Annotated in this window: 16 protein-coding genes; 7 read left to right on the forward strand and 9 right to left on the reverse strand. The window is 48.7% G+C overall.

Translation table 11 applies throughout. From position 1 onward, the window contains the following. Nucleotides 1-91: 91 nt before the first annotated feature. Nucleotides 92-1,771: an energy-dependent translational throttle protein EttA gene (ettA, locus tag AB9P05_RS12630; RefSeq protein ID WP_371909187.1), complete on the reverse strand. Its 1,680-nt coding sequence runs from the start codon at nt 1,769-1,771 to the stop codon at nt 92-94. A 116-nt stretch (nt 1,772-1,887) separates the two neighbouring features. On the opposite strand from ettA, the gene AB9P05_RS12635 reads away from it, so the two are divergent. Together AB9P05_RS12635 and AB9P05_RS12640 are read left to right on the forward strand one after the other, a co-directional pair. Then, entirely contained in the window at nt 1,888-3,189 is a 1,302-nt protein-coding gene (locus AB9P05_RS12635) for a DUF349 domain-containing protein (RefSeq protein WP_371909188.1), read from the forward strand. Nucleotides 3,190-3,413: 224 nt separating this feature from the next. After that, nucleotides 3,414-3,635: a DUF2795 domain-containing protein gene (locus AB9P05_RS12640; RefSeq protein ID WP_371909189.1), complete on the forward strand. Its 222-nt coding sequence runs from the start codon at nt 3,414-3,416 to the stop codon at nt 3,633-3,635. A 73-nt stretch (nt 3,636-3,708) separates the two neighbouring features. Here AB9P05_RS12640 and AB9P05_RS12645 read toward each other — a convergent pair whose 3' ends face one another. The 3 genes from AB9P05_RS12645 to queA form a co-directional block, all read right to left on the reverse strand. Further along, nucleotides 3,709-4,377, reverse strand: coding sequence for a 2-C-methyl-D-erythritol 4-phosphate cytidylyltransferase (locus AB9P05_RS12645; protein WP_371909190.1), 669 nt, complete (start codon nt 4,375-4,377; stop codon nt 3,709-3,711). A 107-nt stretch (nt 4,378-4,484) separates the two neighbouring features. Further along, the gene (locus tag AB9P05_RS12650; protein WP_371909191.1) at nt 4,485-4,673 is read right to left on the reverse strand and encodes a hypothetical protein; all 189 of its coding nucleotides are present in this window, start codon (nt 4,671-4,673) and stop codon (nt 4,485-4,487) included. 109 nt (nt 4,674-4,782) lie between these two features. Beyond that, a complete protein-coding gene (gene queA, locus AB9P05_RS12655; RefSeq protein WP_371909192.1) occupies nt 4,783-5,829 on the reverse strand; it encodes a tRNA preQ1(34) S-adenosylmethionine ribosyltransferase-isomerase QueA in 1,047 nt (348 codons plus the stop codon). A gap of 118 nt (nt 5,830-5,947) precedes the next feature. Between queA and AB9P05_RS12660 the strand changes: the two genes are divergently transcribed. Continuing rightward, entirely contained in the window at nt 5,948-7,198 is a 1,251-nt protein-coding gene (locus AB9P05_RS12660) for an ABC transporter permease (protein ID WP_371909193.1), read from the forward strand. 69 nt (nt 7,199-7,267) lie between these two features. On the opposite strand, the gene recA is transcribed toward AB9P05_RS12660, so the two are convergent. Continuing rightward, nucleotides 7,268-8,308: a recombinase RecA gene (recA, locus tag AB9P05_RS12665; RefSeq protein WP_371909194.1), complete on the reverse strand. Its 1,041-nt coding sequence runs from the start codon at nt 8,306-8,308 to the stop codon at nt 7,268-7,270. 184 nt (nt 8,309-8,492) lie between these two features. On the opposite strand from recA, the gene AB9P05_RS12670 reads away from it, so the two are divergent. Genes AB9P05_RS12670 through AB9P05_RS12680 form a run of 3 tightly spaced genes read left to right on the forward strand, consistent with a single transcriptional unit; the run spans nt 8,493 to nt 11,527 of the window. Continuing rightward, on the forward strand, nt 8,493-9,626 hold the full coding sequence (locus tag AB9P05_RS12670) for a hypothetical protein (protein WP_371909195.1): 1,134 nt from the start codon (nt 8,493-8,495) through the stop codon (nt 9,624-9,626). Continuing rightward, on the forward strand, nt 9,623-10,654 hold the full coding sequence (locus AB9P05_RS12675) for an aminopeptidase (RefSeq protein WP_371909196.1): 1,032 nt from the start codon (nt 9,623-9,625) through the stop codon (nt 10,652-10,654). Before AB9P05_RS12670 ends, AB9P05_RS12675 begins: the two co-directional genes overlap by 4 nt. A gap of 54 nt (nt 10,655-10,708) precedes the next feature. Then, entirely contained in the window at nt 10,709-11,527 is an 819-nt protein-coding gene (locus AB9P05_RS12680) for a DUF3108 domain-containing protein (protein WP_371909197.1), read from the forward strand. A 22-nt stretch (nt 11,528-11,549) separates the two neighbouring features. On the opposite strand, the gene AB9P05_RS12685 is transcribed toward AB9P05_RS12680, so the two are convergent. The 4 genes from AB9P05_RS12685 to AB9P05_RS12700 all read right to left on the reverse strand — a co-directional run bounded on the left by AB9P05_RS12685 (nt 11,550) and on the right by AB9P05_RS12700 (nt 21,928). Next, nucleotides 11,550-15,650, reverse strand: a complete 4,101-nt coding sequence (locus AB9P05_RS12685; RefSeq protein ID WP_371909198.1) for a tetratricopeptide repeat protein — start codon at nt 15,648-15,650, stop codon at nt 11,550-11,552. Between the two features lie 199 nt (nt 15,651-15,849). Further along, nucleotides 15,850-17,442, reverse strand: a complete 1,593-nt coding sequence (locus AB9P05_RS12690; protein ID WP_371909199.1) for a CHRD domain-containing protein — start codon at nt 17,440-17,442, stop codon at nt 15,850-15,852. A 133-nt stretch (nt 17,443-17,575) separates the two neighbouring features. Next, nucleotides 17,576-18,355 carry an enoyl-CoA hydratase-related protein gene (locus AB9P05_RS12695; RefSeq protein WP_371909200.1) on the reverse strand — a complete coding sequence of 260 codons (780 nt, stop codon included), beginning with the start codon at nt 18,353-18,355 and terminating at the stop codon, nt 17,576-17,578. A gap of 78 nt (nt 18,356-18,433) precedes the next feature. Next, nucleotides 18,434-21,928, reverse strand: a complete 3,495-nt coding sequence (locus AB9P05_RS12700; RefSeq protein ID WP_371909201.1) for a reprolysin-like metallopeptidase — start codon at nt 21,926-21,928, stop codon at nt 18,434-18,436. Between the two features lie 535 nt (nt 21,929-22,463). On the opposite strand from AB9P05_RS12700, the gene AB9P05_RS12705 reads away from it, so the two are divergent. Further along, nucleotides 22,464-23,243, forward strand: a complete 780-nt coding sequence (locus tag AB9P05_RS12705; RefSeq protein WP_371909202.1) for a murein L,D-transpeptidase catalytic domain family protein — start codon at nt 22,464-22,466, stop codon at nt 23,241-23,243. Nucleotides 23,244-23,888: the final 645 nt, after the last annotated feature.

The following is a 23,888-nucleotide window of genomic DNA, read 5'->3' on the forward strand; positions in this document are numbered from 1 at the left end:
TTTACAATATAAGCCAAAAAAGGCCCTGTATGGGCCTTTTTCTTAATTTAAGTTGTTCGGATATCACAGCATGGTGTTCGTATGTGAACAGTTATCCCAGGCTTTTGTATTTAATCCTTGTAGGTTCGGAATCACCCAGGCGGGCTTTGCGGTTTTCTTCGTAGTCCGAGAAATTACCTTCAAACCAATATACCTGTGAGTTGCCTTCAAATGCCAGAATGTGCGTGGCGATACGGTCAAGGAACCACCTGTCGTGAGAAATCACTACCGCACAGCCAGCGAAGTTTTCTAAAGCATCTTCCAGCGCACGGAGCGTATTCACGTCAAGGTCATTGGTAGGTTCATCAAGTAGCAGCAGGTTGGCATTTTCCTTAAGGGTCATTGCCAGATGCACCCGGTTACGCTCTCCTCCGGAGAGGTTGCCCACTTTCTTGCTCTGGTCTGTCCCGCTGAAGTTGAACTTACTTACGTATGCCCGGCTGTTCACTTCTTTGCCACCAAGGCTCATCAGCTCGTTCCCTTCGGAAATGTTTTCCCATACTGTTTTTTCAGGGTCAAGTTGATGGTGCTCCTGGTCTACATAAGCTATTTCTACTGTGCTACCCACGTCAAAAGTGCCGGCATCAGGCTCAGCCTGGCCGGTGATAAGGCGGAAGAGCGTAGTCTTACCAGCACCATTAGGTCCTATTACACCTACTATGCCCCCTTGCGGCAGGCTAAAGGTAAGGTCTTCGAAAAGCAGCTTTTCACCAAAGGACTTGGACACACCCTGGGCTTCGATAACTTTTGACCCGAGGCGAGGTCCCGGTGGGATGTATAGCTCCAGTTTTGATTCTTTCTCCTTAGCTTCCTCACCGGCCATTTTCTCGTAGGCACTGATCCTGGCCTTTGACTTAGCCTGACGGGCTTTGGGGCTCATGCGTATCCACTCAAGCTCACGCTCCAGTGTTTTCTGGCGCTTGCTTTCGGTTTTTTCTTCCTGGGCCAGGCGTTTCTGCTTTTGCTCCAGCCAGCTGCTGTAGTTGCCTTTCCATGGGATACCCTCTCCACGGTCAAGTTCAAGTATCCAGCCAGCTACATTATCAAGGAAATAACGGTCGTGGGTAACGGCAATCACCGTACCCTTATATTGTTGCAGGTGCTGCTCCAGCCATAGTACAGACTCGGCGTCAAGGTGGTTAGTAGGCTCATCCAATAGCAGTACATCCGGCTCCTGTAGTAATAGGCGGCAAAGTGCTACTCGTCTTTTTTCACCTCCGGAGAGGTTCTCAATCTTAGCATCCGCAGGAGGGGTACGCAGGGCGTCCATGGCCCGCTCCAGCCGGGTTTCCAGCTCCCAGGCATTAGATGCATCCAGTTTATCCTGAACCTTTGCCTGCTTTTCGATGAGGTCGTTCATTTTGTCCGGATCCTCCATCACCTCGGGGGTGGCAAATGCAGCGTTAATTTCCTCAAACTCCTTAAGGAGAGCTACAATCTCACCGGCGCCTTCCTCCACTACTTCCTTCACACTCTTGGATGGATCCAGTTCAGGCTCCTGCTCCAGCATACCTACGGAATAACCGGGGCTGAATACAACTTCGCCGTTGTAATTTTTATCTTTACCAGCTATTATGCGCAGCAAAGAGGACTTACCCGCGCCATTAAGGCCAAGGACACCGATCTTTGCACCGTAAAAAAATGAGAGGTAAATGTCTTTTAAAACCTGTTTCTTGGGAGGGTATATTTTACTCACTCCCGACATGGAAAAGATGATCTTTTCGTTGCTCATGATTACATTTTGTCTCTTACAAATATGGTAAAAATTATAATCTGTCGTGATTCTTACTTTCGAATTAATTATTTTGCCATTCACAATCTTGGTTTTCATTTAAATGCAGAGGAGCTTTGACAGCTATTAACCACGAATTCGGGTACATACAGGACGGCAAAGTATTCAGAAAAGGCTTTTTAGAATTTCCTGACCGCCAGATAGGTGAGGTGAAACAGGACGAAGAGACCACCATCAAATACTTTGAGGACAGGTATGCTATAGCCAGCGGAAAAGTAGAGCAGCTAGAAAAGCAGGTAACGGAAGCTGAAAATAAAGGCTCATACCTGATGAAGCTTATACATATGCGCGATTACCTGGTCAATTTTGATGCGCTGGGTGATTTTGTTGTGCTGTTCGAAAAACTGGACAAAATAGAAGAGGAGCTCCGGGCGATCATTAATGTAAACCGCCAGAAAAACCTTGAAATCAAGAGAGCCTTGCTTGAGGAGGCTAAAGAGTATGCTGAGATCCAGGACCTCAGAGAAGCAGGGGAGAAGTATAAAGACTTAAAAATGCGCTGGATAAAAACCGGCAGCGTTGAGGATGAATATAAAGAGGAAGTAGAAGACCGATTCCATGAGATCGTTCAGGGCTTCTATGATCGCCGCCAGGCCTACTTCGACCATCGCCAGAAAATGATGGATCGTAAAATAGATCAGTACCGGGAGCTGGTAGACCGTACTGAAAGCCTGAAAAGAGAACTGGATCCACGCAAAGCCGTAGACGAAAGCCGCAGGCTGCAACAACAGTGGAGGCGACTGGATCGTATTCCTGCCAGTGTAAGAAATGAACTGTGGGCTACCTTTAAGCGCAATAACGATTACATCTACAGAAGATTCAAACAGCAGGGGGAGCGACGTGGTCCCGGTGGTGCTCCGAACAGAAGACAGGGAGGTCAGGGAAATTATCAGAATCGTGAGCAGAACCTGATGGCGAAAAAAGAGCTTCTGGAAAGGGCTAAAACCCTGGAAGACAGAAGTGATCGTGATTCGGTGGAGGAAGTGAAAAGATTACAGACTACCTGGAAGTCTATCGGTAGCGTGCCGCCCGAAGAAGGCCGTAAACTAGCTGAGAACTTCCACATTATCTGTGACCTGGTTCGTGAAAGAAACTTCCTGGATAAGCTCACTCACTCTCGCTTGGGCGATACGCCGGCCAAAAAGGATGAACTTGAACTGAAGATAAAAATTCTCCAGGATCTGCTGAGCCGTGATGAGCGTGAGCTGGACCTGTTCCAGGATAACGTCAATAAGCTCAATAGTGATACTAACAGCTTTAACAGAATGCTGGACGGAAAACTGAGCCTGCAGCAACGTAAAGTGACTGTAAAGCGGCGTATCATGGATGAGTTGCGCTCAGAGCTCGCATCTATCTGATCTTTTTTTTAATCAGTTTCTGAACTTTTTCCCTGCAAAGCCTATTTGCACGGTGAGAAGGTTGTGGTAATTGCAACCTTATCAAACAATGTACGTTTTCGACGTTACAAAATAGGTTTAAAATTTGCCTTTGTTTTTATTTTATCACTTCATAGGAAGTGAGCGCGAAATCATTATTTTCGCGGAAAATTAAAAAAGGGTATAAACACTAAGGAAAATAGATCATGTACTGGACATTAGAATTAGCTTCATATCTTGAAGACGCCCCATGGCCTGCTACTAAGGATGAGTTGATCGACTTTTCAATCAGGTCTGGAGCACCGTTGGAAGTGATGGAGAACCTGCAGGAGTTGGAAGACGATGGGCAACCATATGAGAATATCGAGGAGATATGGCCTGATTACCCTACTAAAGAGGACTTTTTCTTCAACGAAGACGAATACTAAATAGACATGCTTACGGGCGACCTTCAATGTGGCGCCCGAAGCAACGTCGTTGTGTTTTGATGCCTGAGGCTACTTATTTCATGGCGAGCAATGCCTCTGCCAGTGGTATATCTTCCGGGCCGGTAATTTTAAGGTTAGTGTAATCACTGTCGATCAGGGTGACCTCATGGCCGGTGTATTCGGCTACACTCGCACAATCGGTAAACACCGCCAATTCCCTCTGACTGTATGCCTTCTTAATCAGGTCACTTGTAAAGGTCTGCGGCGTTTGTATTAGCCGATACTGTGAACGATCCAGAGCTTCTGACCCCTGTTCCCCCACTTTTCGTATGCTTTCTCTCAATGGCACCGAAGCTATGGCGCTTCCTTTCTTGCGGGCCACTGTATACCCCTCCTCAATCACTTTGCGGGCTATAAGCGGTCTTACCCCATCATGTATGGCCACCAGACTATCCGGTGCTACCAGTTCCAGCCCCGCTTGTACGCTTTGAAAGCGTGTCCCTCCTCCCACACAAGTCTTTACCGACTCTGATAAATGATAGGTCTCAGCAAGCCTTTGCCATTCGCCCACATGGTCCTGAGGTAAAACAAGTATTATCTCAATGCCTGAATCATACCCTAAAAATGCCTCTATGGTGTGAATAATTACAGGTTTAGTCCCGATAATCAGAAACTGCTTCGGGGTAGGGGATTTCATGCGGCGGCCAACGCCACCTGCCACTAACAGCGCATACTTTTTCATAATGACAAGGCATTTTGTAGTTCAAAATTAGTGGCAAGTAGCCTAACATAAAAAGAGGGAAACAAAAAAGGCTGCTTTTGCAGCCTTTTTGAGTCCTGAATTAATTTTTAGCTAAAGCATTCGTTACAGTTTGTTTGCAGGGATGGGCAATACAAATGAGTGGGGCAATCTGTGTAAAAGCTTTCCTCACACTGTTTGCTTATCTCTTGGGCGGTCCCTCCTTTTACTTTGTCAGTAGTGCCCGTTATAAAGCTTTTTACCTTTAGTTGGTCGAGGGAAAAATTCTTCTTTTTCATAATTGTTAAAAGTTGGTTTCCACCTACTAACGATCCTTCCGGCTTTATATTGAAAAAGGCTGCCAGGGATTTCCCGGGCAGCCTTTCTGCATTTTTCTGGCACGGTTAATTAAAGAATAAGCATGGCATCTCCATAGCTGAAGAAGCGATACTTTTCTTTGATAGCCGTCTGATACGCTTCCATGATCAGATCGTATCCACCAAAGGCAGCTGCCATCATAAGCAACGTTGACTCTGGCATATGGAAGTTGGTGATCAGAGAATTACATATCTTGAACTCATAAGGAGGGAAGATGAATTTATCCGTCCACCCTTCATTAGCTTTTAGCCTTCCGCTAGCAGATACTGAGCTTTCCAGGGATCGCATGGTGGTAGTACCTACCGCTACCACTCTGCGCTTATGATCAAGTGCGTCATTTACCATGTCGGCAGTCTTGTCATATACGCGGAAATTCTCGCTGTCCATTTTATGCTTGGTAAGGTCTTCCACATCTACAGGGCGGAAAGTACCCAGACCAATATGCAGGGTAATGGGCTCGAGTTCCACGCCTTTGATCTGAAGGCGCTTAATCACGTGCTCGGTAAAGTGGAGACCTGCAGTAGGGGCTGCTACAGCACCTTTATGCTCAGCAAAGATTGTCTGAAAACGCTCTCTGTCCTCAGGCTCTGCGTCACGTTTGATGTATTTGGGTAGAGGGGTCTCACCAAGCTCATCGATAGTCTTGTAAAACTCCTCGTCCGTTCCGTCAAAAAGGAACCGGATAGTCCGGCCACGGGAGGTGGTATTATCAATTACTTCGGCAACTAGCTCACCATCTCCGAAATACAGCTTGTTGCCCACACGGATCTTCCGGGCGGGGTCTACCAGCACGTCCCAAAGATGCATTTCCTTGTTCAGTTCCCTGAGTAGGAATACTTCTATCTTGGCACCGGTTTTTTCTTTGTTTCCGTAAAGACGGGCAGGAAATACCTTTGTATTGTTTACGACCATTACGTCGCCTTCATCAAAGTAATCTACTACGTCTTTAAAGACTTTGTGCTCGATTTTGCCGCTGTCCTTATGGACTACCATAAGACGGGATTCATCCCTGTTTTCGGCCGGATATAAGGCCAATAGACCGGGGGGCAGGTCGAACTTGAATTCTGATAATTTCATATTTAATATTACGGTATTAAATACAGTAAGTATTAATTAAAGTCGGCAAAGATATGAAAAGCAGGCGAAATAAATAAATCTCCGGCTTGTCATTTTGCCATTCGCTAATAATCCAACCTTGAAAACACTGAAATTAGTTCTGGAAAGCTTCCGTTTTGCCTTAAATGCGCTTAAGGTGAACAGGTTGCGTACGCTGCTTTCCCTGGGTGGAGTGGCTGTGGGTATATTCAGCATCATTGGTGTACTCACCATGGTAGACAGCCTCGAGCGAAATATGCGTGAGAGTCTTTCATTCCTTGGAGAGAACACGATCTATGTAGCACAGTTTCCATGGGAGTTTGATAATGAGAACTACCCCTGGTGGAAGTATTTTCAGCGCCCTCACCCTGATGTCGATGAGTATCGCTACATGAAAGAACGAATGGGGGTAAATGCGGCAGTTACTATTTTTGACAGCCGTTCCGTGACTATTAAGTATCGGAATAATAGCTCAGAAGGGGTCGCTCTCACCGGAGGTAGCGATGGCTATGAGGAGGTTTTTGAATTGCCAATAGAAGAGGGGCGGTACTTTAGTCCTGTGGAGTTGTCCAGTGCCCGGCCAGTGGTAATCATAGGGCAGGAGATCAAAGACAATCTTTTTGCCGGTATTGAAAATGTTATTGGCCAGAATATCAAGATCAAAGGACTGCGGTTTACCGTGATAGGCTTGCTGGAAAAGCAGGGCACCAATTTATTGGGTACTCCCAGTAATGACGAAAAGGCCATTATTCCCTATGGGGCCTATGCTAAGCTCTTTCAAAGCTCTGGCAGGGGAGCTTCTGCCACACTGGCAGTAAAAAGCCGCGTTGAGGAGATTCCTATCGAAGAAGTGGAAGCCGAGGTGCGGGGTCACTTGCGGGCTTCCCGTGGGCTGCGGCCAAAGGAAGAAGATAATTTTGCCCTGAATCGTCCCGAATTTCTTTCCAGCTTCCTTGATGTAATCTTCCAGTCGCTCACTATTGCCGGCATGGTCATCGGAGGTTTTGCCACCCTGGTGGGGGGCTTTGGTATTGCTAATATCATGTTTGTGAGTGTAAGAGAGCGCACACCGATTATTGGCATTCAGAAGTCGCTTGGGGCGAAAAACTATTTTATCCTGCTCCAATTTCTCTTTGAGGCTATCCTGCTATCCCTGATAGGGGCGTTAGTGGGCTCGCTGCTCGTATACTTAATATCCTTTGTGCAGATCGGCACCTTTGTGATCACCATGAGCCTGGGTAACCTCATCACCGGCCTGCTTATCGCTATTTCTATCGGGGTAATATCCGGAATGGTTCCAGCTGTAATGGCTTCTAATATGAATCCCGTCACAGCCATTCGCTTTAAATAACAAAAGAAAGAGGCTGCCTCACTACAGGGACAGCCTCTTTCGGTTTATCAGGATAAATGACAGAGGTAATTACTTAGTAGCCTCTACAGGTTGTTTCTCTTCTTCCTCGATTTCCTCTCCTTTTACCTTTTTGCGGATCTTAAACTCGAGCTCTTCCATTAGTTCAGGGTTGTCCTGTATAAGGTTTTTTACAGAGTCACGACCCTGACCTAGCTTATCATCCTTGTAGGAGAACCATGAGCCGGCTTTCTTAATAATGCCAAGTTCCACCCCCAGGTCAATGATTTCCCCGACTTTAGATATGCCTTGTCCGTACATGATGTCGAACTCGACCACTTTAAAGGGAGGGGCTACTTTATTTTTCACCACCTTGACCCTGGTACGGTTGCCAAGAATATTGTCAGCACCTTCTTTGATCTGACCAATACGGCGGATGTCCAGCCTTACGGATGAGTAGAACTTAAGGGCATTACCACCGGTAGTGGTTTCGGGGTTGCCGAACATCACACCGATCTTTTCACGTAACTGGTTAATGAAGATACACGCGCAGCCGGTTTTATTAAGCGTACCTGTAAGTTTTCTCAGGGCCTGAGACATGAGTCTGGCTTGCAGTCCCATCTTGCTTTCACCCATTTCGCCTTCAAGTTCACCTTTGGGAACAAGGGCGGCTACGGAGTCAATTACGATAATGTCTATAGCACCGGAACGGATAAGAGTATCGGCAATCTCCAGTGCCTGCTCACCATGATCCGGTTGTGAAATAAGCAGGTTCTCTGTATCTATGCCCAGTTTTTCGGCATATACCTTATCAAAGGCATGCTCTGCATCGATAAAGGCGGCAATACCTCCTTTGCGTTGGGCCTCCGCTATACAGTGCATGGCCAGAGTAGTCTTACCGGATGATTCAGGACCATACACTTCGATCACACGGCCACGGGGGATACCGCCAATACCGAGCGCAATATCAAGGCTTAGTGAGCCGGTAGGGATGGAGGGGATATCCTGGACCCGTTCGTCGCTCAGCTTCATGATGATGCCTTTTCCGTGGTCCTTCTCCAGCTTGCCTATGGTGAGTTCTAGGGCTTTGAGTTTTTCGTTCTTATCGCTCATTTTAAATCGGGCTGTTATGTGGGTAAAGGTACAATCTTCCTTAGCAATTAGCAATATCACTACCTGTATTGGCTAAAAATTTTGGCCTTTGCTAATGGGGTTGTTTGATAAGAATAGTGTTCTTATCTCGGCCAATCTGCTGTGGGTTGTGATTTTGTGCCAGCCCTTCATTAAATTGCTGGTCATGTCATTTTTTCTAAGACTTATAGCCGGTGGTCTGCTTCTTTTCTTAGCATTTACTGCTGTTGCCCAGCAGGATAATTCTGCCTTTTACCTATCGGCAGGACCGGACTCAGCCCGGCAAAAAACACTCAGCGTGCAGTGGGACCTGATGGGGTATTTTAAGAATAATGAGTATTTCGCCCCTACACTGGATGGGTACACCCTGTTTGGGTACCAGGCTCCCATAGCGCTACATTACCAGGTAAACGATCACTGGTCGGCCCTGGGAGGTATCTATCTGCAAAAGGATTTCGGAATAGAAGGCTTTTCCACTATTGACCCCCTCTTTTCCATACGGTATAAGCACGGGCCCTGGTTTGCCGCCTTCGGTACCTTAGACGGTAGCCTGGATCACCGCCTCATCGAGCCCCTGTATGATTTTGAAAGAAGGCTCCTGAACCCACTGGAGAACGGCATGCAGTTCCGGTACCATGATGACCGCCTTTTTGCCGATGTGTGGGTGGACTGGCAGCAGGCTATTGTGCCGGGGGATGACGAGCAGGAGATTATCACCGGCGGACTATCATTCAGCTATAAGATTGTTGACATGGAAAGGGCCAGCCTGTCCGTCCCGGTTCAGCTTATACTGGCTCATCAGGGCGGGCAAACCAACACGGCCAACACGGACCCGGTATTTACCCTGGCTAATGGAGCTGCAGGGCTGGATTTTCGCGTCCGGGAAAAAGGATTTATAAGCTCCTGGGCCGTGCAGTCCTATGCCGTGATGTATGGTGGTAATATTCCTGACGGCCTTTTTGCCTATAGCAGCGGGGCTGGCCTCTATGTGAATGCATATGCGGAAAGTTCGGTAGTGGATGTAATGGCCAGTTACTGGAAGGGTTCGGAGTATATTTCTTACCTGGGGGGCGACCGATATGTTTCAGACTCGCGGAGTGTGGTTAATCCGCTGGCCGTAGAGCCCGACCGTGAGTTATTCATCCTGAGGTTTATGAAAGATGTAAAGCTGGTAGATGGTATTCGCCTTTCGGCCAGAGCAGAGCCCTTCTGGAACCTCAATGGGGGGGGCTTCGATATCAATTATGGCCTGTATATCCTTTACGATGGTGGGTTCAGGCTGGCAGAAAACAACCTATGAAGAGAAAACGCATTTTTACGATACTGCTTATCCTCATTGTGATTGTCACAGTATGGCAGTGGAGTCTTATCGTATATGGAGTAAAACAGGCTACAGGTCAGTTAAGCATAGTATGGAATGCCCGTCCCGTTAGTGAAGTACTGAATGACCCTGCCACTCCCGACAGCCTGCGCCGTAAGCTGGAACTTGTCCAGAATGTGCGGAGCTACGCAGTGGATTCGCTTGGCATAAACCCCTCTGAAAATTACACCACCTATTTTGATCAGAAGGACGACCCGCTCATGTGGGTGGTTACAGGTAGTAAGCCATTTAATCTGGAAGCTTATGAATGGCGATTTCCTGTAGTGGGAAGCTTTTCCTATAAAGGCTATTTCGATAAGGAAATGGCCTTTAAAGAAGCTGATAAACTCAGGAAAAAGGGGCTGGATGTGACCATTCGTAACCCCGGAGGCTGGTCCACCCTCGGGTACCTGAAGGACCCTATTCTGAGTAATATGCTGTACCGTGGCGACGGGAGGCTGGCTGAACTGATCATTCATGAGCTTACTCATGCGACTATTTACGTAAAGGACAGTGTCGATTTTAATGAGAACCTGGCCACCTTCATAGGCGAGAAGGGCGCATTACGTTTTTTGAAAGATACTTATGGCGCGGAAAGCACACAGTTGAGAGAGTACCTGCTTATGGAGGAGGACTACGAAAAGTTTACCAGTCATATGCTGCGCGGAGCAGACGCGCTGAACGAACTGTATGCCGGATTCAATGAAGAAATGCCTACTAAGGAAAAGAGAAGGCAGAAAAATGCATTGATCGGCGAAATTGTCCGGAAAGTGGACACCCTTTCTCTTTATCAGAAGGACATTTATATAGAGTCGCTGGACAGATACGACATCAATAACGCCTATTTCCTGTCATTTTTACGGTACCGTGAACAACAGGGCGACCTTGATTCGTTGTATAGGCGAAAGTTTAATGAAAACCTGGATGCTTTATTGTCCTTCTTTAAGAAAAATTATCCTTCATTGTAAATTTGGTATGAAGCTTGTTTTTCAACCTAAGGACAATCAAGTAGAAACCTGAGTATGAAAAGAAGACGATCAGCAATTGTGCTCCTGGCACTCGCACTATGCGCCTTCATAAGTCCCGGTGATTCGGCCTACCGGTCTATCCCGAACGATAGTTTCTCATTTGGTGAAGAAATTCAATACCGTGTACACTATGGATTCATCACCGGCGGCGAGGCTAAACTGGTCATAAGCAATGATGTGTTTACCATCAATGACCGTCCCTGCTACCGCGTGGATGTGTTTGGGGAGACCACAGGCATGGTAGATGCCATGTTTGGGGTGGATAATAACTGGGGCTCGTACATCGATACCGCAGCTATTATACCCCAGCGTTCTTATCGCTACATAAAAGAAGGAAAATACCGGAAGAATGAGATTGTGACATTCGACCATAAAAAAGGCAGCGCCCTGGTTGGTAGCCTTAGTAAAGATGCAAAGCGCCTGAAAAAGACTGAGACCTTTCCTGTGCCGGTCAATGTGCAGGACATTGTCAGTGGCTATTACTTTCTCCGCACAATGGACTTTTCAAGGCTTAAGGAAGGCCAGGGGGTAAATATCGAAGGCTTTTTTGATGAGGAGACATACAAAATGAACCTCGTATTTATGGGGCGTGAAGAGCTTGACACCAAGATAGGCACCTTTAAAGCAATTAAACTGTCGCCCCGTATGCCTGAAAATGAGCTTTTTGACGGAGAGGATGCCATTGAGATATGGCTTAGTGATGATGAGCACAAGATTCCGCTAAAGATCAAAGCGAACATGTTTGTAGGAGCGATCGAAATTGATATTAAACAATATAGAGAAGGTAAAGGCCTGAAAAGAAAAAAAAGGTAGCAGTGACGCTACCTCTTTTGCTTTAGTTACAGTATTCTTTCACAAAGAAGCCCGCCTTTCGGTCACCCAGCCGGTTTGCTTCTGACCAGTCTGAGCAGCCTCCGTCCTCGTCCCCCATCTGGTAGCGTACGTTGCCACGGCTTCTGTAAAATCTGGCATCCTCCTTATTAAGCTCTATCGCTTTATCCAGGTCATTTAAAGCAGCTCCTAGTTGTTCCAGGGCCACCCGTGCATTAGAGCGCCCATAGTAAGCCATAGCATCATCATCTTTTACCTTTATGGCACTGTTCAGATCCATCAACATACCCTCGTAGTCCTCATTTTGTTCTTTCAGCAGCGAGCGGTTGTAGTAGGCGTCAAAGTTCTCAGGATCAAGCTGGATCACGATGTCCAGGTCACCCATAGCGGCGCGGTCATTACCAAGTACCAGGTGGCAAATAGCACGCCCGTTATAGTTCTCAGCCGTCTTGGCTCCCATTTCTATCAGTGTGCTATAGTCTTCCGAGGCCGCTATATAGTCCTCCATTTTCTCATAGGCTATTGCCCGCTTACCATAGACCTCCTGGGTTTTCAGCCCTCTCTCTATTGCCTGAGAGTATGCCCGGGCAGCCCCCGTCTGGTCATCTAGGGCTACGAATGCATCACCTTTGATTACCAGCAGGCCCGGTTCAGCCTCACCCATCTCCTGCAGGGAGCTTATGTCCTCTATCACCCCTTCATACTCACCTGCATCCAGGCGGGCCGCCGCACGGTTTTCGTAGGCCCTTACATACTCAGGGTCCAGTGCTATAGCCTTGTCATAGTCAGCCATGGCCCCATCAGTATTCCCCATGTTCTGCTTAGCCTTACCGCGGTTATTGAATAAGACAGCGTCTTCGCTGCCTGCTTTTATCACCATATCATAGTCCTGAACCGCTCCGGCAAAGTTTTCCAGCCGGTAGCGCGTATTTCCCCGGTACTGGTAGGCATCAGTAAGGCTTTTGTCCCGGCTTATGGCATCAGAAAGTGCTTTTTCCGCTTTGTCATACGCCTTACCTTCATAATAGCTGGCACCGAGATAGTAGTGGTCCTTCGCTTCACCATCTTCTGCAGACAGGAATTTACCCAGATCCTGCGAAGCACCCGTATAGTCCTCAGTCAGGAACCGGCTGCGCCCCCGGGCCTGAACCAGTCTCGGGTCGGACAAGCCGCCTTCCAGTGCCCGGCTCAGGTCACTCACTGCCGGCGGGTACTGGCCCGATTCGTAGTAGGCCAGGCCGCGCATGGCAAAAGCGCGGGGCTCCCGGTAGCCTTTATCTATCGCCTGTCCCAGGTAAGTAATTGCCTTTTCTGACTGGTCTGTCCGTGCATATGAGGCCCCCAGGTTGTAGAGCGTTTCCGTATCGCCTTCCCCTTTTTTTACCGCCTGCTCCAGGTCGGGGGCAGCCTCAGCATATTTTCCTAGTTTAAAGTAAGCCTCTCCCCGGTTCAGGTAGGCTTTGGCATATCCTTCATCCACACTTATCGCACTTCCATAATCAGCTATGGCCGCGTCCCATTTTTCCTGCATGGCACGTGCCTTTCCCCGGTTATTATACACCAGGGCCTCTTTACGGCCAGCTCCTATGGCTTTATCATATGCGCTCTCCGCTCCGGCATAGTTTTCCTTGCGGAAGTAAGCATTACCCAGTTTGTAGCTCACCTCATCGCCCGGTTCAGCCTTAGAGAGGTCAGCGATGGCACCGTCCATATTATCCGTTTCATAGTGAGCCAGTCCGCGGTAAGTGCGTGCCTCCTGGTCACCGGCATCAGCAGAGAGAACTTTATTCAGGTCATCAATGGCGGCAGGGTATGACTTGCCTTTGTAGCGAACCATACCGCGTACTTTATAGAGCCCGGGGTTAGTGGCTCCGGCTGATATCGCACGGTCAGCATATCCAAGGGCCTCTTTTTCTTCACCGGCTTTATAAGCTAGCAATGCGCCGCGCTCAAACAACTTGCTATCGTCCAGGCCACCTTTTATCGCCTCACGATACATACCCAGCGCTTTCTCCCCTTCGCCGTTACGGTCATAAAGGAAGGCCAGCATCCGGGCTGACTCAGCAGACTTCTGTCCCAACTCAGCCGCTTTGTTTAACGCATTAATAGCCGGCTGGTCGCTATTGGTCAGAAAGTACGCTTCCCCCAGGTTTAGCCACCCTTTTCCATACCCAGGCTCCAGGTCGGTAGCCTTTTTCAGGTCGGCTATTGCAGCCGCCGGCTTATCCTGCATTAGCAGCGCCTTTCCTTTGTTATTATGCAGCAGGTAGTCCTGCATACCTTTCGCCAGCGCTTTGTCGTACGCCGTCACAGCCTGTGCATATTGTTCCTCCATAAAGCGGAGGTTGCCCAGGTAATACCATGCCTCCCCAGGACCATCAAAGGATGCCAGGCCGCTGGCCAGATCATCTGCAGCCGCCTTATTTTTCAGGTGATACCGCGCTACCCCCCTGTATACCAGTAGTTCAGGTTCGCTTTGTTGTGATAGCGCTTTTGTGAGGGCCTCTTCAGCAGGAGCATATTTCTCAGTCTTATAGAGGCTTATGCCCAGCGGGCGGTACAGCTTGTCGTTTGATGAGGCCGCCTTGTCCAGGTCAGAGGCCGCCTTAGCATGATTTTCCAGGGCAAAGTAGCTAAGCCCTCTGTTTCCGTACAGCTCTGCCCCTCCGGCACCCGCCGTGGCGGCCTGGTCATAAGCATTAACAGCCGCCTGGTAATCCCTTGCCAGATACAGACTGTTCGCCAGTTTCATGCTTATCTCTTTATCATTTTCACCTGCCGCAATCGCCTTTTTATAGTCTTCCGCAGCTTTGCCATATTCTTTCAGGCCGCCGTAAGCCTCTGCCCGGTTCAGGTAGGCCTTGCCGTAGGTGCTTTCCAGTGAAAGAGCCTTTCCCAGGTCGATCACAGCCTTTTGGTACTGGCCCAGCAGTAGGTGTGCTTTTCCCCGGCTGTTATATAGCAGATGATTGTTACTGCCTGAAGCAGCCGCTTTGTCATAAGCGGCAATGGCCTTAGCGTACGCCTCCTTCTGAAAAAGAAGGTTGCCTAGTCGATAATAGCTTCCTTCATCATCAGCCGCCTTTTCCAGGTCAGCTAATGCCTGTTCTTTATTGCCTGCTTCATAGTTAGCTATGCCACGGGCCTTTACAAGCCTCATTTCCTTGCCAGTCTCAATGCCCTTGTCCAGGTCAGCTATCGCCTCATTGTATTTGCCCCTTTCCACCAGAATAAGACCCCTGCCTGCATGGGCAGGAGCAAAGCCGGGATTCTCCTTTAAGCTCAGCTCGTACCATTGGTAAGCCTTATCCATGTCATTGTTTTCATGAGCTGTACGTGCAGCCAGGTAAAAGGCCTCTCCATCTTTTACACTCTTGGCAGCCTGCTGAAATTGCTCTGCAGCCTGGCTGCTATTGCCCGATGCCAGCGCCTTGCGGCCCTCCAGGTAAGGATAGTCTGCCTTGTATTTTTTCACCCAGTCCACAAAAAGCTGACTACGCGTAGTCATTTTAGCCAGACGCTCCGTGGAGATAATAAGGCCTGAGCCCTCGTGATACACACCTGCCAGCTCCCCGCTGGCTGTAGCAACCGCCGCGCCGTTTGACCGCTCGGGAGGGGCGCCTCCTGCCAGCGATGCGAGGGGAGTAACCCCCGCCATATCCAGTGGCTCAGGACTTACAGACAAGGCCGCATTTTGGCGGATATCCTTCGCTGTCAACACGTAAGCTTTGCTTCCTTTTCCAAAGAATTTTGAGCCTGGCTCCAGTTTTTTAACAGACAGCGTCAGAGCGTTATCTACCGAAAAGCTTATCAGGCCAGTGAGTGGGTCCTCTGATTTGATCCGGGTAATACGGTGTACCGTACTGTCTGTGGTAATTATCTCGGCCGATACCGCCCGGTCAAATACACTGGCGTGAGAAAGGCCCGAGCCCTGGTGATCAGTAAAAAAACCGCTTCCGTAGTTTATAACCTTTCCGGAGGCGTCTTTAGTAATAATGGTGAAGGTGCTTTTATCCACCAGTGTCTTGTCCGGCTGTGCGAGCAGGCTGGTAGCAGATACCAATAATAAGCAAAGCAGGATAAGGATATATGGCAATCGTTTCATGTTGCAGGTATAGTCTACAGCTTTAGTAATGAAGCAGTAACAAATATACCTTTAAGAAGAGCGTGAGGGGGGAGCATGTAGTAATTGGCCCTAATTCATCCTGAAGTGAGTAGAAAGACTACGTAATATTTTGATTCCTTGTATAAAAAAAGGGAGACTCATGTTAATAAGCCTCCCTCGGTTTGGTTGATAGGTAATCTTAATTAGCGTTAGAGCCAATATTGGTTTGAGATACCACCGTAAGGTCGGATGGGCTCAGGTGTACATTGATGTAACCATCATAATTCAGCAGGTCAGAATAGAAAACGGGAGTTCCGTCGTCAAATTCAATCACAGCGGTAGCACTATTGCCTGTATCTCCATTTACGTTATTCAGTGAGATGACAATGGGGCCGGTTTCGGCTGCAGAGTTAGCATGTATGTGTGCGGGATGATCTCCACCGGCAGGGGTGTTATTCATATCCAGTACCACAATTGCATGCCCGTCTACTCTTTCATAAATAGTCACCGTACCATCTACACCGCTACCATTCTGGGCAGTGAAGTTATACGTCATCGTTTCTCCGGTAGGTGCATTAAGGCCAATATTCCCTTGTGATACCACCATCAGGTTACTTGGGCTCAGGTGTATATTGATATATCCGTCATAACTTGTAAGGTCAGTGTAAGTCACCGGTGTACCATCGTCTAGTTCTCCGGCACTGGTCATACTCATACCTGTAGCACCATCTACATTGTTAAGGCTCAGAACGATAGGCCCGGTTTCTTCTGCTGATTGAGCATGTATATGTGCAGGGTGGTCTCCATCCGCAGGAGTGTTCTCTACATCAAGCACAATCAGCGTATTACCGTTTTCACGTTCGTAAAAGGTAGCTGTTCCGTTTACTTGACTGCTGTTTCTTTCACCTAGCTCATAGACAGTACTTTCACCGGTAAGAGCATTAGCTCCAATGTCCCCCTGTGATACCACAGTAAGGTCATTTGCGCTAAGGTGTACATTTACATAGCCTTCATAGTCTACCAGTTCAGCATAGGTAAGCGCAGTTCCGTCATCAAATTCCTCTACGGTAGTATAGCTCATGCCAGTACCACCATTTACATTATTTAAGCTTACCACAATAGCGCCGGTCTCTGCAGCAGTATTCGTGTGAATATGGGCAGGATGGTCGCCGTCTACAGGAGTTCCTTCCACATCAATAGTTACCAGGGCGGTACCATCAAGTCTTTCTGAGAAGGTTACCTCTCCGCTCACTCCGCTGCCGTTTCTTTCATCCAGAGGGTAAGTTTCACTTACACCGGTCAGCGCGTTTTCTCCAATGTCACCCTGAGCTACTACCGTGAGGTCACTTGCACTCAGGTGCACATTTATGTAGCCGTCATATACGATGAGCTCCTCATAAGAGATATCAGTACCATCGTCAGTCTCGTCTACTTCCGTTACACTCATGCCATCGTCTCCGTTTACAGCATCCAGTGAAATTACGATAGCGCCAGTCTCTGCGGCCGTATTCATATGAATATGAGCAGGGTGTGAATTACCTGCGCTGGTACCATCCAGGTCCAGAGTGATGATAGCACTTCCGTCATTACGCTCGGCAAAAGTAGCCGTACCGCTTACACCACTGCCATTACGCTCGTCCAGGTTATATATAACCACTTCACCGGTAAGGCCGTCATCCGGATTTACATTCCCATCATCATCGTCATCACACGATGCAAACACGAAAGGTAAAATCAGAAATATCCCCAGATATTTCGTCCAGTAAGATAGTTGATAAAGGTTTTTCTTCATTTTACGTGCATCTAATTCTCAATTTCTTAATCTCTTATCTTACAAGAATTTAGAAATATTATTGTTAGAATAAATCCAATAAAAAAATCCAGGTGAGTAGCCTGGATTGTTATTTTATTGTAGTGAACGGAAGTCACTTACCCCTGAACTCCGGTTTTCTTTTTTCAAGAAATGCATTAACCCCTTCGCGGTAATCTTCCGAGCGGCCGGCTATCTCCTGGCAGTAAGCCTCATATTCCAGAATGTCATCCAGTGAAGAACGTTCCCCTTTATTCAGCATTTTCTTAATAAGACCGATCGCCTTGGTAGGTGCTTTGGCATAGTGGCCGGCAAATTCTGCAACGGCCGCATCAAGCGCTTCTGCAGGAACCACTTTATTGATAATGCCCAGTTCGTGCGCTTCGGCGGCTGTAATGCGTGAGGCGCGCGTAGCCAGTTCAAACGCTTTATGGTAGCCTACCAGCTTCGGCAGGAAGTAAGAGGACCCCGAGTCCAGCACGAGCCCTACATTTACAAACACCTCGATCATCTGTACCTGTTCTGCAGCAATCAGTACATCACAGGCTAGTGCCAGTGAGCAACCTGCGCCTGCCGCTACGCCATTCAGCCGTGCTATCACAGGCTTGGGCATATTTCGTATGGCCCTGATAATAGGATTGTACCGCTTATGCAGAGAGTCCGAAAACGAGCGGTCAGGGTCTCCGCCTGAGGCCTTCAGGTCTTGCCCCGAACAAAAGGCCTTTCCCGCTCCGGTGAGCACGACTACCCGCACCTCATTGTCACGGGTGGCTTGCTTCAGCGCGTCCTGTAGCTCATAGCTCATGCCGTCATTAAAGGCATTATAGCGGTCAGGTCTGTTCAGCGTAATGGTGGCTATGCCCTCCTGTATATCGTATGCTAAATATTCAAACATAGGTTCTGTTGGGAGTTTATGTAGACGCCAAACTTAAGAAAAATAGCGATGAAAAACCGCGCCCGTACGGGCTCTCGCCTACCGGATCAGGATTCTTTCCGTCCATGTCTGGTCACCGGCCCGTAACCTGAGAAGGTACAGACCGGGGCGCCTATCACTCAGGTCTATCTGTACAGGAGAGCCGGTATATGCGAGTTCGGTAACCTCGCGGCCGCTGGCGTCCATCACAGTTACCCAGCCATCAGGCATATTTCCCGAGACAGTTCTGATCGTTATGATCCCCTCAGAAGGGTTAGGATAAGCATCCAGGGATACCTGCCCGGCAGTGTGGAAGGCTTCAGCTTCCTGACCCGCAGGAGCAGTCGCCATCAGCTTGCTCTGGCCCGAATTATAGCCGGATAGCATCGAGGAGGGTATAGAGGCATACTTTTCCCCGGTATCCATATTTTCCATACCTACCTGCACATGGCCGCCGCCATAATTCTCCTTATGAAGCACCTCCAGGTAGTAAGAGGCTCCCTGCGTAAGGTATACTTCCTGTGATATCTGCTCAGGGTAGCGGGTAAATTCCCCTGCAAGTGACCACGTACTTACCCGGGCAACCTCCTGCCTGCCCGCAGCCTGGTCGTCCGCAGAAAGGTATAGTACAGACTCATCATCACCTGCGATCATGAAGCGATAGATGCCCGATGTGGAGGGGTGAAATAATACCCTGATCCGCTCGCCATAAGTACTCCCCAGATCATCCGACTTCAGTTCGGATAGTTCTATCATCCGGCTGGCCGCAGTATTCACAGGAATCTTATCCACAGTGGTGCCCGATACGTTCTCCCATATTTCAGCAAGGATGGCAGGCTGTTCCGTGGTTTCTGAGGCACATCCCCTGGCTTGCTGTGCGGTTTGTTTAAGTCCGGCTTCATTAAGCCATGATACAGTCACCTGGTAGGCATCTGTTTCCGGTAGGTTGGTGCTGCCCGGTCCGGCCATCAGCGTTTGCTCCGCTTCGTCAGCCTGCCAGCGCACCAGTACCTCAGAACCGGGATTGTCCAGGTACCAGGTAGTCTGGTTGTTTTCGCACACCTGGCGAAGGGCAGGGGTAGCCGTAGCGGGGTTAGGAATTACAGGGCTCAGCCGGCTGGCCGGTATGGGTAGCTCAGACTGGCCATCGGGCAGTCTCCAGCCCACCCCCACATGGTCCTGGCCCTTATTGTCCTTATGTACCGCCTCCAGTACGTATACCGTGCCCTGCTCCAGGCTCACCGGCGCACTTTGCTGTGAGGCGTGCCTGTTCCACTCTCTGAAGAAAGCATACGTATCCACAGCGGCCAGTTGCTGCCTCTCGGCAGGATCATCCTGCGGGTATATGTACAGGCGGCATTGGTCATCACCATATATATAAAAGGTATAGTCACCAGGCTGCGGGGCACAGAAAGCCGCCCGCATCCTGCGCAGGTAATAGTCCCCTGAGTTACGCGGAGCCTCCATCAGGTCCAGGCTGCCGAACGTATCGGGCAGGCTCACGTACGTGTCACCCTCAAATGGCAGTGTGGAGGGGATAGTGCTTCCCGAGCGGTTATGCCACTCTTCCACATACACCTTTCCGGTAGTGGCTGCAATGGTTTCGCATGGATCAGGGCCTGTGCTTTCGATGGCAAAGCGCTCGCTCAGCGTATACACTACCCCATCAGTACTTTCAAGTTTCAGTCTGGCAGACCGGGTGCTCACATCAGGTACCATAATGCCCTGCTCCCCGTCATTGGGTGTGAAGAAGGTGAGGATGTCCCATGTATTGCCGTCGTCTGCACTAAAGAGCAGGTTCAGTTCTGTGAGATTTACAGGAGCTTTGTCCGTATCATTAACCAGCCAGGTAAGGGTAGCTTCGCTGCCGGGTGCCAATACTGTCCCCCTGGCAGGGTAGGTAAATGCCAGCGGGCCTATTGTATCAGATATGCTCATAGTGAGGTCTGCCCAGCCTTGTGCACCTGCACCGTCACGCACAGTGAGGCGGAATGACAGATCGCGGCCGTAGCCGGGTAGCATTTCCCCTGCCCCGGGCGTACCGGAAAGCAAACCTTCCATACGGGGAAATTCCCTGTGTGCCTCACCGGAGGGAGGCAAACTTCTGAAGAGAGGCGCACTCCCTTCCACATTGTCAGGAGCGCCCTGTGGCCCCGTATCCATCTGCTCCCATGTATAAGTTACCCGGTCGCCGTCAGGATCATAGTGACTGCCCCTCAGCACAAAAGGAGTGCCTTTTGGTAATATTCTTCCTTCCATCTCTGCAGGAAGATTGGCCTGAGGAGCACTGTTGTCCACCGGTACCATTCTGGGGCAGGCGGCTTCCGTTACCTGGTTTATCTGTTCTATCGTGCCACCGTGAAAGTAATTCACCAGCAGGCTGCCGTCAGTTTCCAGCCGCTGGCTGCCACAAAAGTAAGCGTATGACATAAGGGTGGTACCACTGCCCGGCTCCCACGCGGTAGGAGCAAAGTGACTGGTGTTACATTCCATTTCATCCCCGTTAAAAGTATGCGTACCGCCAAGCTGGTGCCCGGTTTCGTGCAGGAAAGTGTATATGTCAGCAGAGTGACCCGGAGCGTAGCGCTGGCCACTTCGGCCCATGGCTTTTTCCCCTTCACGGCATACCGTGCCCGTAAAAGCCGCTCCGCCACCGCCAAGCGTTAGCACATGGCCAAGGTCATAGGCAGAACTACCAAGGCTGTCATCTATAGCCTGCTGTGCCTGTGATAGCCATTCGCTTTCGTCCGAGGGGGTATCAGGAAAAGGATCGGTCGCCGGGTCCGTATAGATCAGCCGGTCAGTTTCGCTGCTTAGTACAAAGCGAATGCCCAAGTCCCTTTCCAATACCAGGTTGGCCCGGTTTACCGTAGTTACCATAGCGGCCAGCGCATCCTCTTTACTTCCCCTGAGCTGAGTATATTCGCCGGTAGCCGCCAGGGCCAGCCGAAACTCCTTCAGGTACGCTCCGCCGGAACTCTGCACGGCCTGGCTTTCCCAAGAGAGGTAAGCATCTGCTGCTGCCATGTCTTTTTTTATCGGTTGGGAACCGGCCAGGCTGGTACAGCCTCCTTCACGAGTGGCTGTCTGCGGGTCCCGGCCCTCATTATATATAATGTATTGATTCCCCAGGCCTTTGGGGTCTACCATAAAAGCCCCTTCCGGGGTAGAAACAGCGATATGAGTCTGATAGCCATCAAAGTCCAGCCTTATCCTGTTGCGCGGATCGGAAGTATCATAGCCTGAAAAAGCCTTCAGGTTCGGGTATCTTTTTGCCAGGTCCCGCGCCATCACGCTATTTTCCTTAATAATAAATGACATGTAACCCCCATTAGGAGAGGGGACAGTCAGGGTCGAGGCTTTTGTCAGGAGTAGGCTTTTGAATGCGTCTACATTCAGCGACATGTGCCGGAGTGAGGCTTCAGTAGTGTGGGCGCGCTGATAAGTCTGAGAGGATGGTGACCATAAGGAGTTGCCGGTAGATTGACTAAAGGCGGTAGGGAGAAAAAATGCACTGGTGCAAAAAAGCAGGGACAGGAGTAATATTTTTTTCATGCGGTATAGATTTCTGGGCCAAATGAAATTAGAATGTTGAAATATTACCCTGTTTATTACATCCGTTTGATTTGGGTAGCGTCATTGCAGTAATAAAATAAACAGGTTAGTGGTGTCCTTGGACTGAATTTACGCAATAAGTATGAGTTTGTTGACTTCAGTCTTTCTAAAAATTTGGTCAATTACATACATCGGACTTAATCTAAAATGAAAGCTGTAAGTTCCTGTGTCTGTAATTTTTATCGGGTTAAACTCCCCTCTCCGGGTAAATTGTTTCAGCAGGTAGGTATTTCATTGGTGAGAAATGTAGAAAATGACCCCTTAAACGGAATGAATCCTGTTTTGTAATTATCTCATTATTAACCGCAACGTGAGGATTTTTTTGGCCTCCCGGTAGGTATTGTGTCAACGCATATCAATCTGTCCGGAAAACCCTACATGCCCCCTAGCACCAGTTAAATCCTGCACTGAACTTCTTTTTTGCTATAGTCGTTTCCCATTCGAACCACAGAAAAACAATCAGACAGTAAAGCGTATGATCAAAACACTAAACGGATTTAAGTCAGGGTTGAGAATTTTATTTGTGTGTATGTTGGTGGGTGTCATGCCCGCTTTTGCCACCGGAGGCTCCGGCGAAGAGTCCGGAAATGCCGTGGTCACCGCTGTGTCCTCAGCAGATGCAGAGATAGAGGCTATTAACAGCCGCTTCGAAGCACTCTATACAAGCATAGATGGTGCGAAGCCTTCCCCCGAAGTGTTCAGAAAAGCCGTCGTAGGCTTTTATAACCTGGAGCTGAAAAATCGCCTGGATAAAGACAGAAAGATCATTACCATCGCCGATTTTTCTAAGAGTGCTAATGAAAAAAGGCTCTGGGTAATCGACCTTACTAATAAGAAAACCCTCTTTAATACCTATGTCGCCCATGGCCGCAATACAGGTAATGTATTTGCCAAGACCTTCAGCAATACCGTAAACAGTAACATGAGCAGCCTCGGCTTTTATGTTACGGCGGAGACATATCATGGAAAACATGGCCTCTCACTAAGGCTGGATGGTCAGGAAAAAGGCATTAATGACAACGCCCGCCGTCGGGCCATCGTCATGCACGGTGCCGATTACGTAAGTGAGGCTTTCATTAAGCGCGTAGGCAGACTCGGCCGCAGTTTCGGGTGCCCTTCCATCCCCATGGCACTACGTGACGACATCATAAAGACTATAGCAGATAAGACCTGCCTCTTTATCTACTATCCTGATAAGGATTATGAGAGCGGCAGCAACCTTTTCGATTACACAGGACTGCTTACCTCGCTGTAAGTAGCCGATACAAGAACTTTGATACAGGAGCCATAGATAAGCCGGCCGCCAGCAGCGGACGGCTTTTTTCATTTTCAGGAAAGGAGAGGATATCCTGCACCCTTCCCGGTATAATCTCAATGAGGAAAGTATGGCAGGCTATTCTTGTACAGAAACTGCTTTGGTTTATTACCCTAAAATTGTACTTTCACAATACAGTTATTTCCGTCTTCCTGCCTTACATCCCCTGATTTTTTGACCCGGCTTCGTCCGGTACTGAACCGTTTCTTAACCGTCTTTAATCCATCAGGAGTAAGGGTCTCCTTCAGTTATTCTCTACGCAGGTAAGCACCGGTTATAGCGTCATGTGAATTGTACATTTCAAGTACCGTTGCCGTTCAAGGGTTTCATCCTGAAAAATCATCGCGCCTCTACGGATCTATCATTCACAATTAAATTTCGCCCAACTCAAAACTCATCACTCAAAACTCATCACTCAAAACTCAAAACTCTGTAATTCTATTACTCTGTTACTCAATAATTCTATTATTCCTCAATTCACTCATCCCCTCATTCAAAATTCATTCATTACCCTGGTGCCATCCGCCACAAGCTCCGATCAATCGCGCCTCTACCCTCCACACCCAAGAACCACTCCGTCATTCA

The sequence above is a fragment of the Roseivirga sp. BDSF3-8 genome (assembly GCF_041449215.1).
Taxonomy (GTDB): Bacteria; Bacteroidota; Bacteroidia; order Cytophagales; family Cyclobacteriaceae; genus JBGNFV01.

What these genes read in the sequence shown, in the direction of transcription:
- ettA (WP_371909187.1), bottom strand. Translation starts at nt 1,771, where the DNA reads ATGAGCAACGAAAAGATCATCTTTTCCATGTCGGGAGTGAGTAAAATA.
- AB9P05_RS12640 (WP_371909189.1), top strand. Translation starts at nt 3,414, where the DNA reads ATGTACTGGACATTAGAATTAGCTTCATATCTTGAAGACGCCCCATGG.
- AB9P05_RS12645 (WP_371909190.1), bottom strand. Translation starts at nt 4,377, where the DNA reads ATGAAAAAGTATGCGCTGTTAGTGGCAGGTGGCGTTGGCCGCCGCATG.
- AB9P05_RS12650 (WP_371909191.1), bottom strand. Translation starts at nt 4,673, where the DNA reads ATGAAAAAGAAGAATTTTTCCCTCGACCAACTAAAGGTAAAAAGCTTT.
- queA (WP_371909192.1), bottom strand. Translation starts at nt 5,829, where the DNA reads ATGAAATTATCAGAATTCAAGTTCGACCTGCCCCCCGGTCTATTGGCC.
- recA (WP_371909194.1), bottom strand. Translation starts at nt 8,308, where the DNA reads ATGAGCGATAAGAACGAAAAACTCAAAGCCCTAGAACTCACCATAGGC.
- AB9P05_RS12670 (WP_371909195.1), top strand. Translation starts at nt 8,493, where the DNA reads ATGTCATTTTTTCTAAGACTTATAGCCGGTGGTCTGCTTCTTTTCTTA.
- AB9P05_RS12675 (WP_371909196.1), top strand. Translation starts at nt 9,623, where the DNA reads ATGAAGAGAAAACGCATTTTTACGATACTGCTTATCCTCATTGTGATT.
- AB9P05_RS12680 (WP_371909197.1), top strand. Translation starts at nt 10,709, where the DNA reads ATGAAAAGAAGACGATCAGCAATTGTGCTCCTGGCACTCGCACTATGC.
- AB9P05_RS12685 (WP_371909198.1), bottom strand. Translation starts at nt 15,650, where the DNA reads ATGAAACGATTGCCATATATCCTTATCCTGCTTTGCTTATTATTGGTA.
- AB9P05_RS12690 (WP_371909199.1), bottom strand. Translation starts at nt 17,442, where the DNA reads ATGAAGAAAAACCTTTATCAACTATCTTACTGGACGAAATATCTGGGG.
- AB9P05_RS12695 (WP_371909200.1), bottom strand. Translation starts at nt 18,355, where the DNA reads ATGTTTGAATATTTAGCATACGATATACAGGAGGGCATAGCCACCATT.
- AB9P05_RS12700 (WP_371909201.1), bottom strand. Translation starts at nt 21,928, where the DNA reads ATGAAAAAAATATTACTCCTGTCCCTGCTTTTTTGCACCAGTGCATTT.
- AB9P05_RS12705 (WP_371909202.1), top strand. Translation starts at nt 22,464, where the DNA reads ATGATCAAAACACTAAACGGATTTAAGTCAGGGTTGAGAATTTTATTT.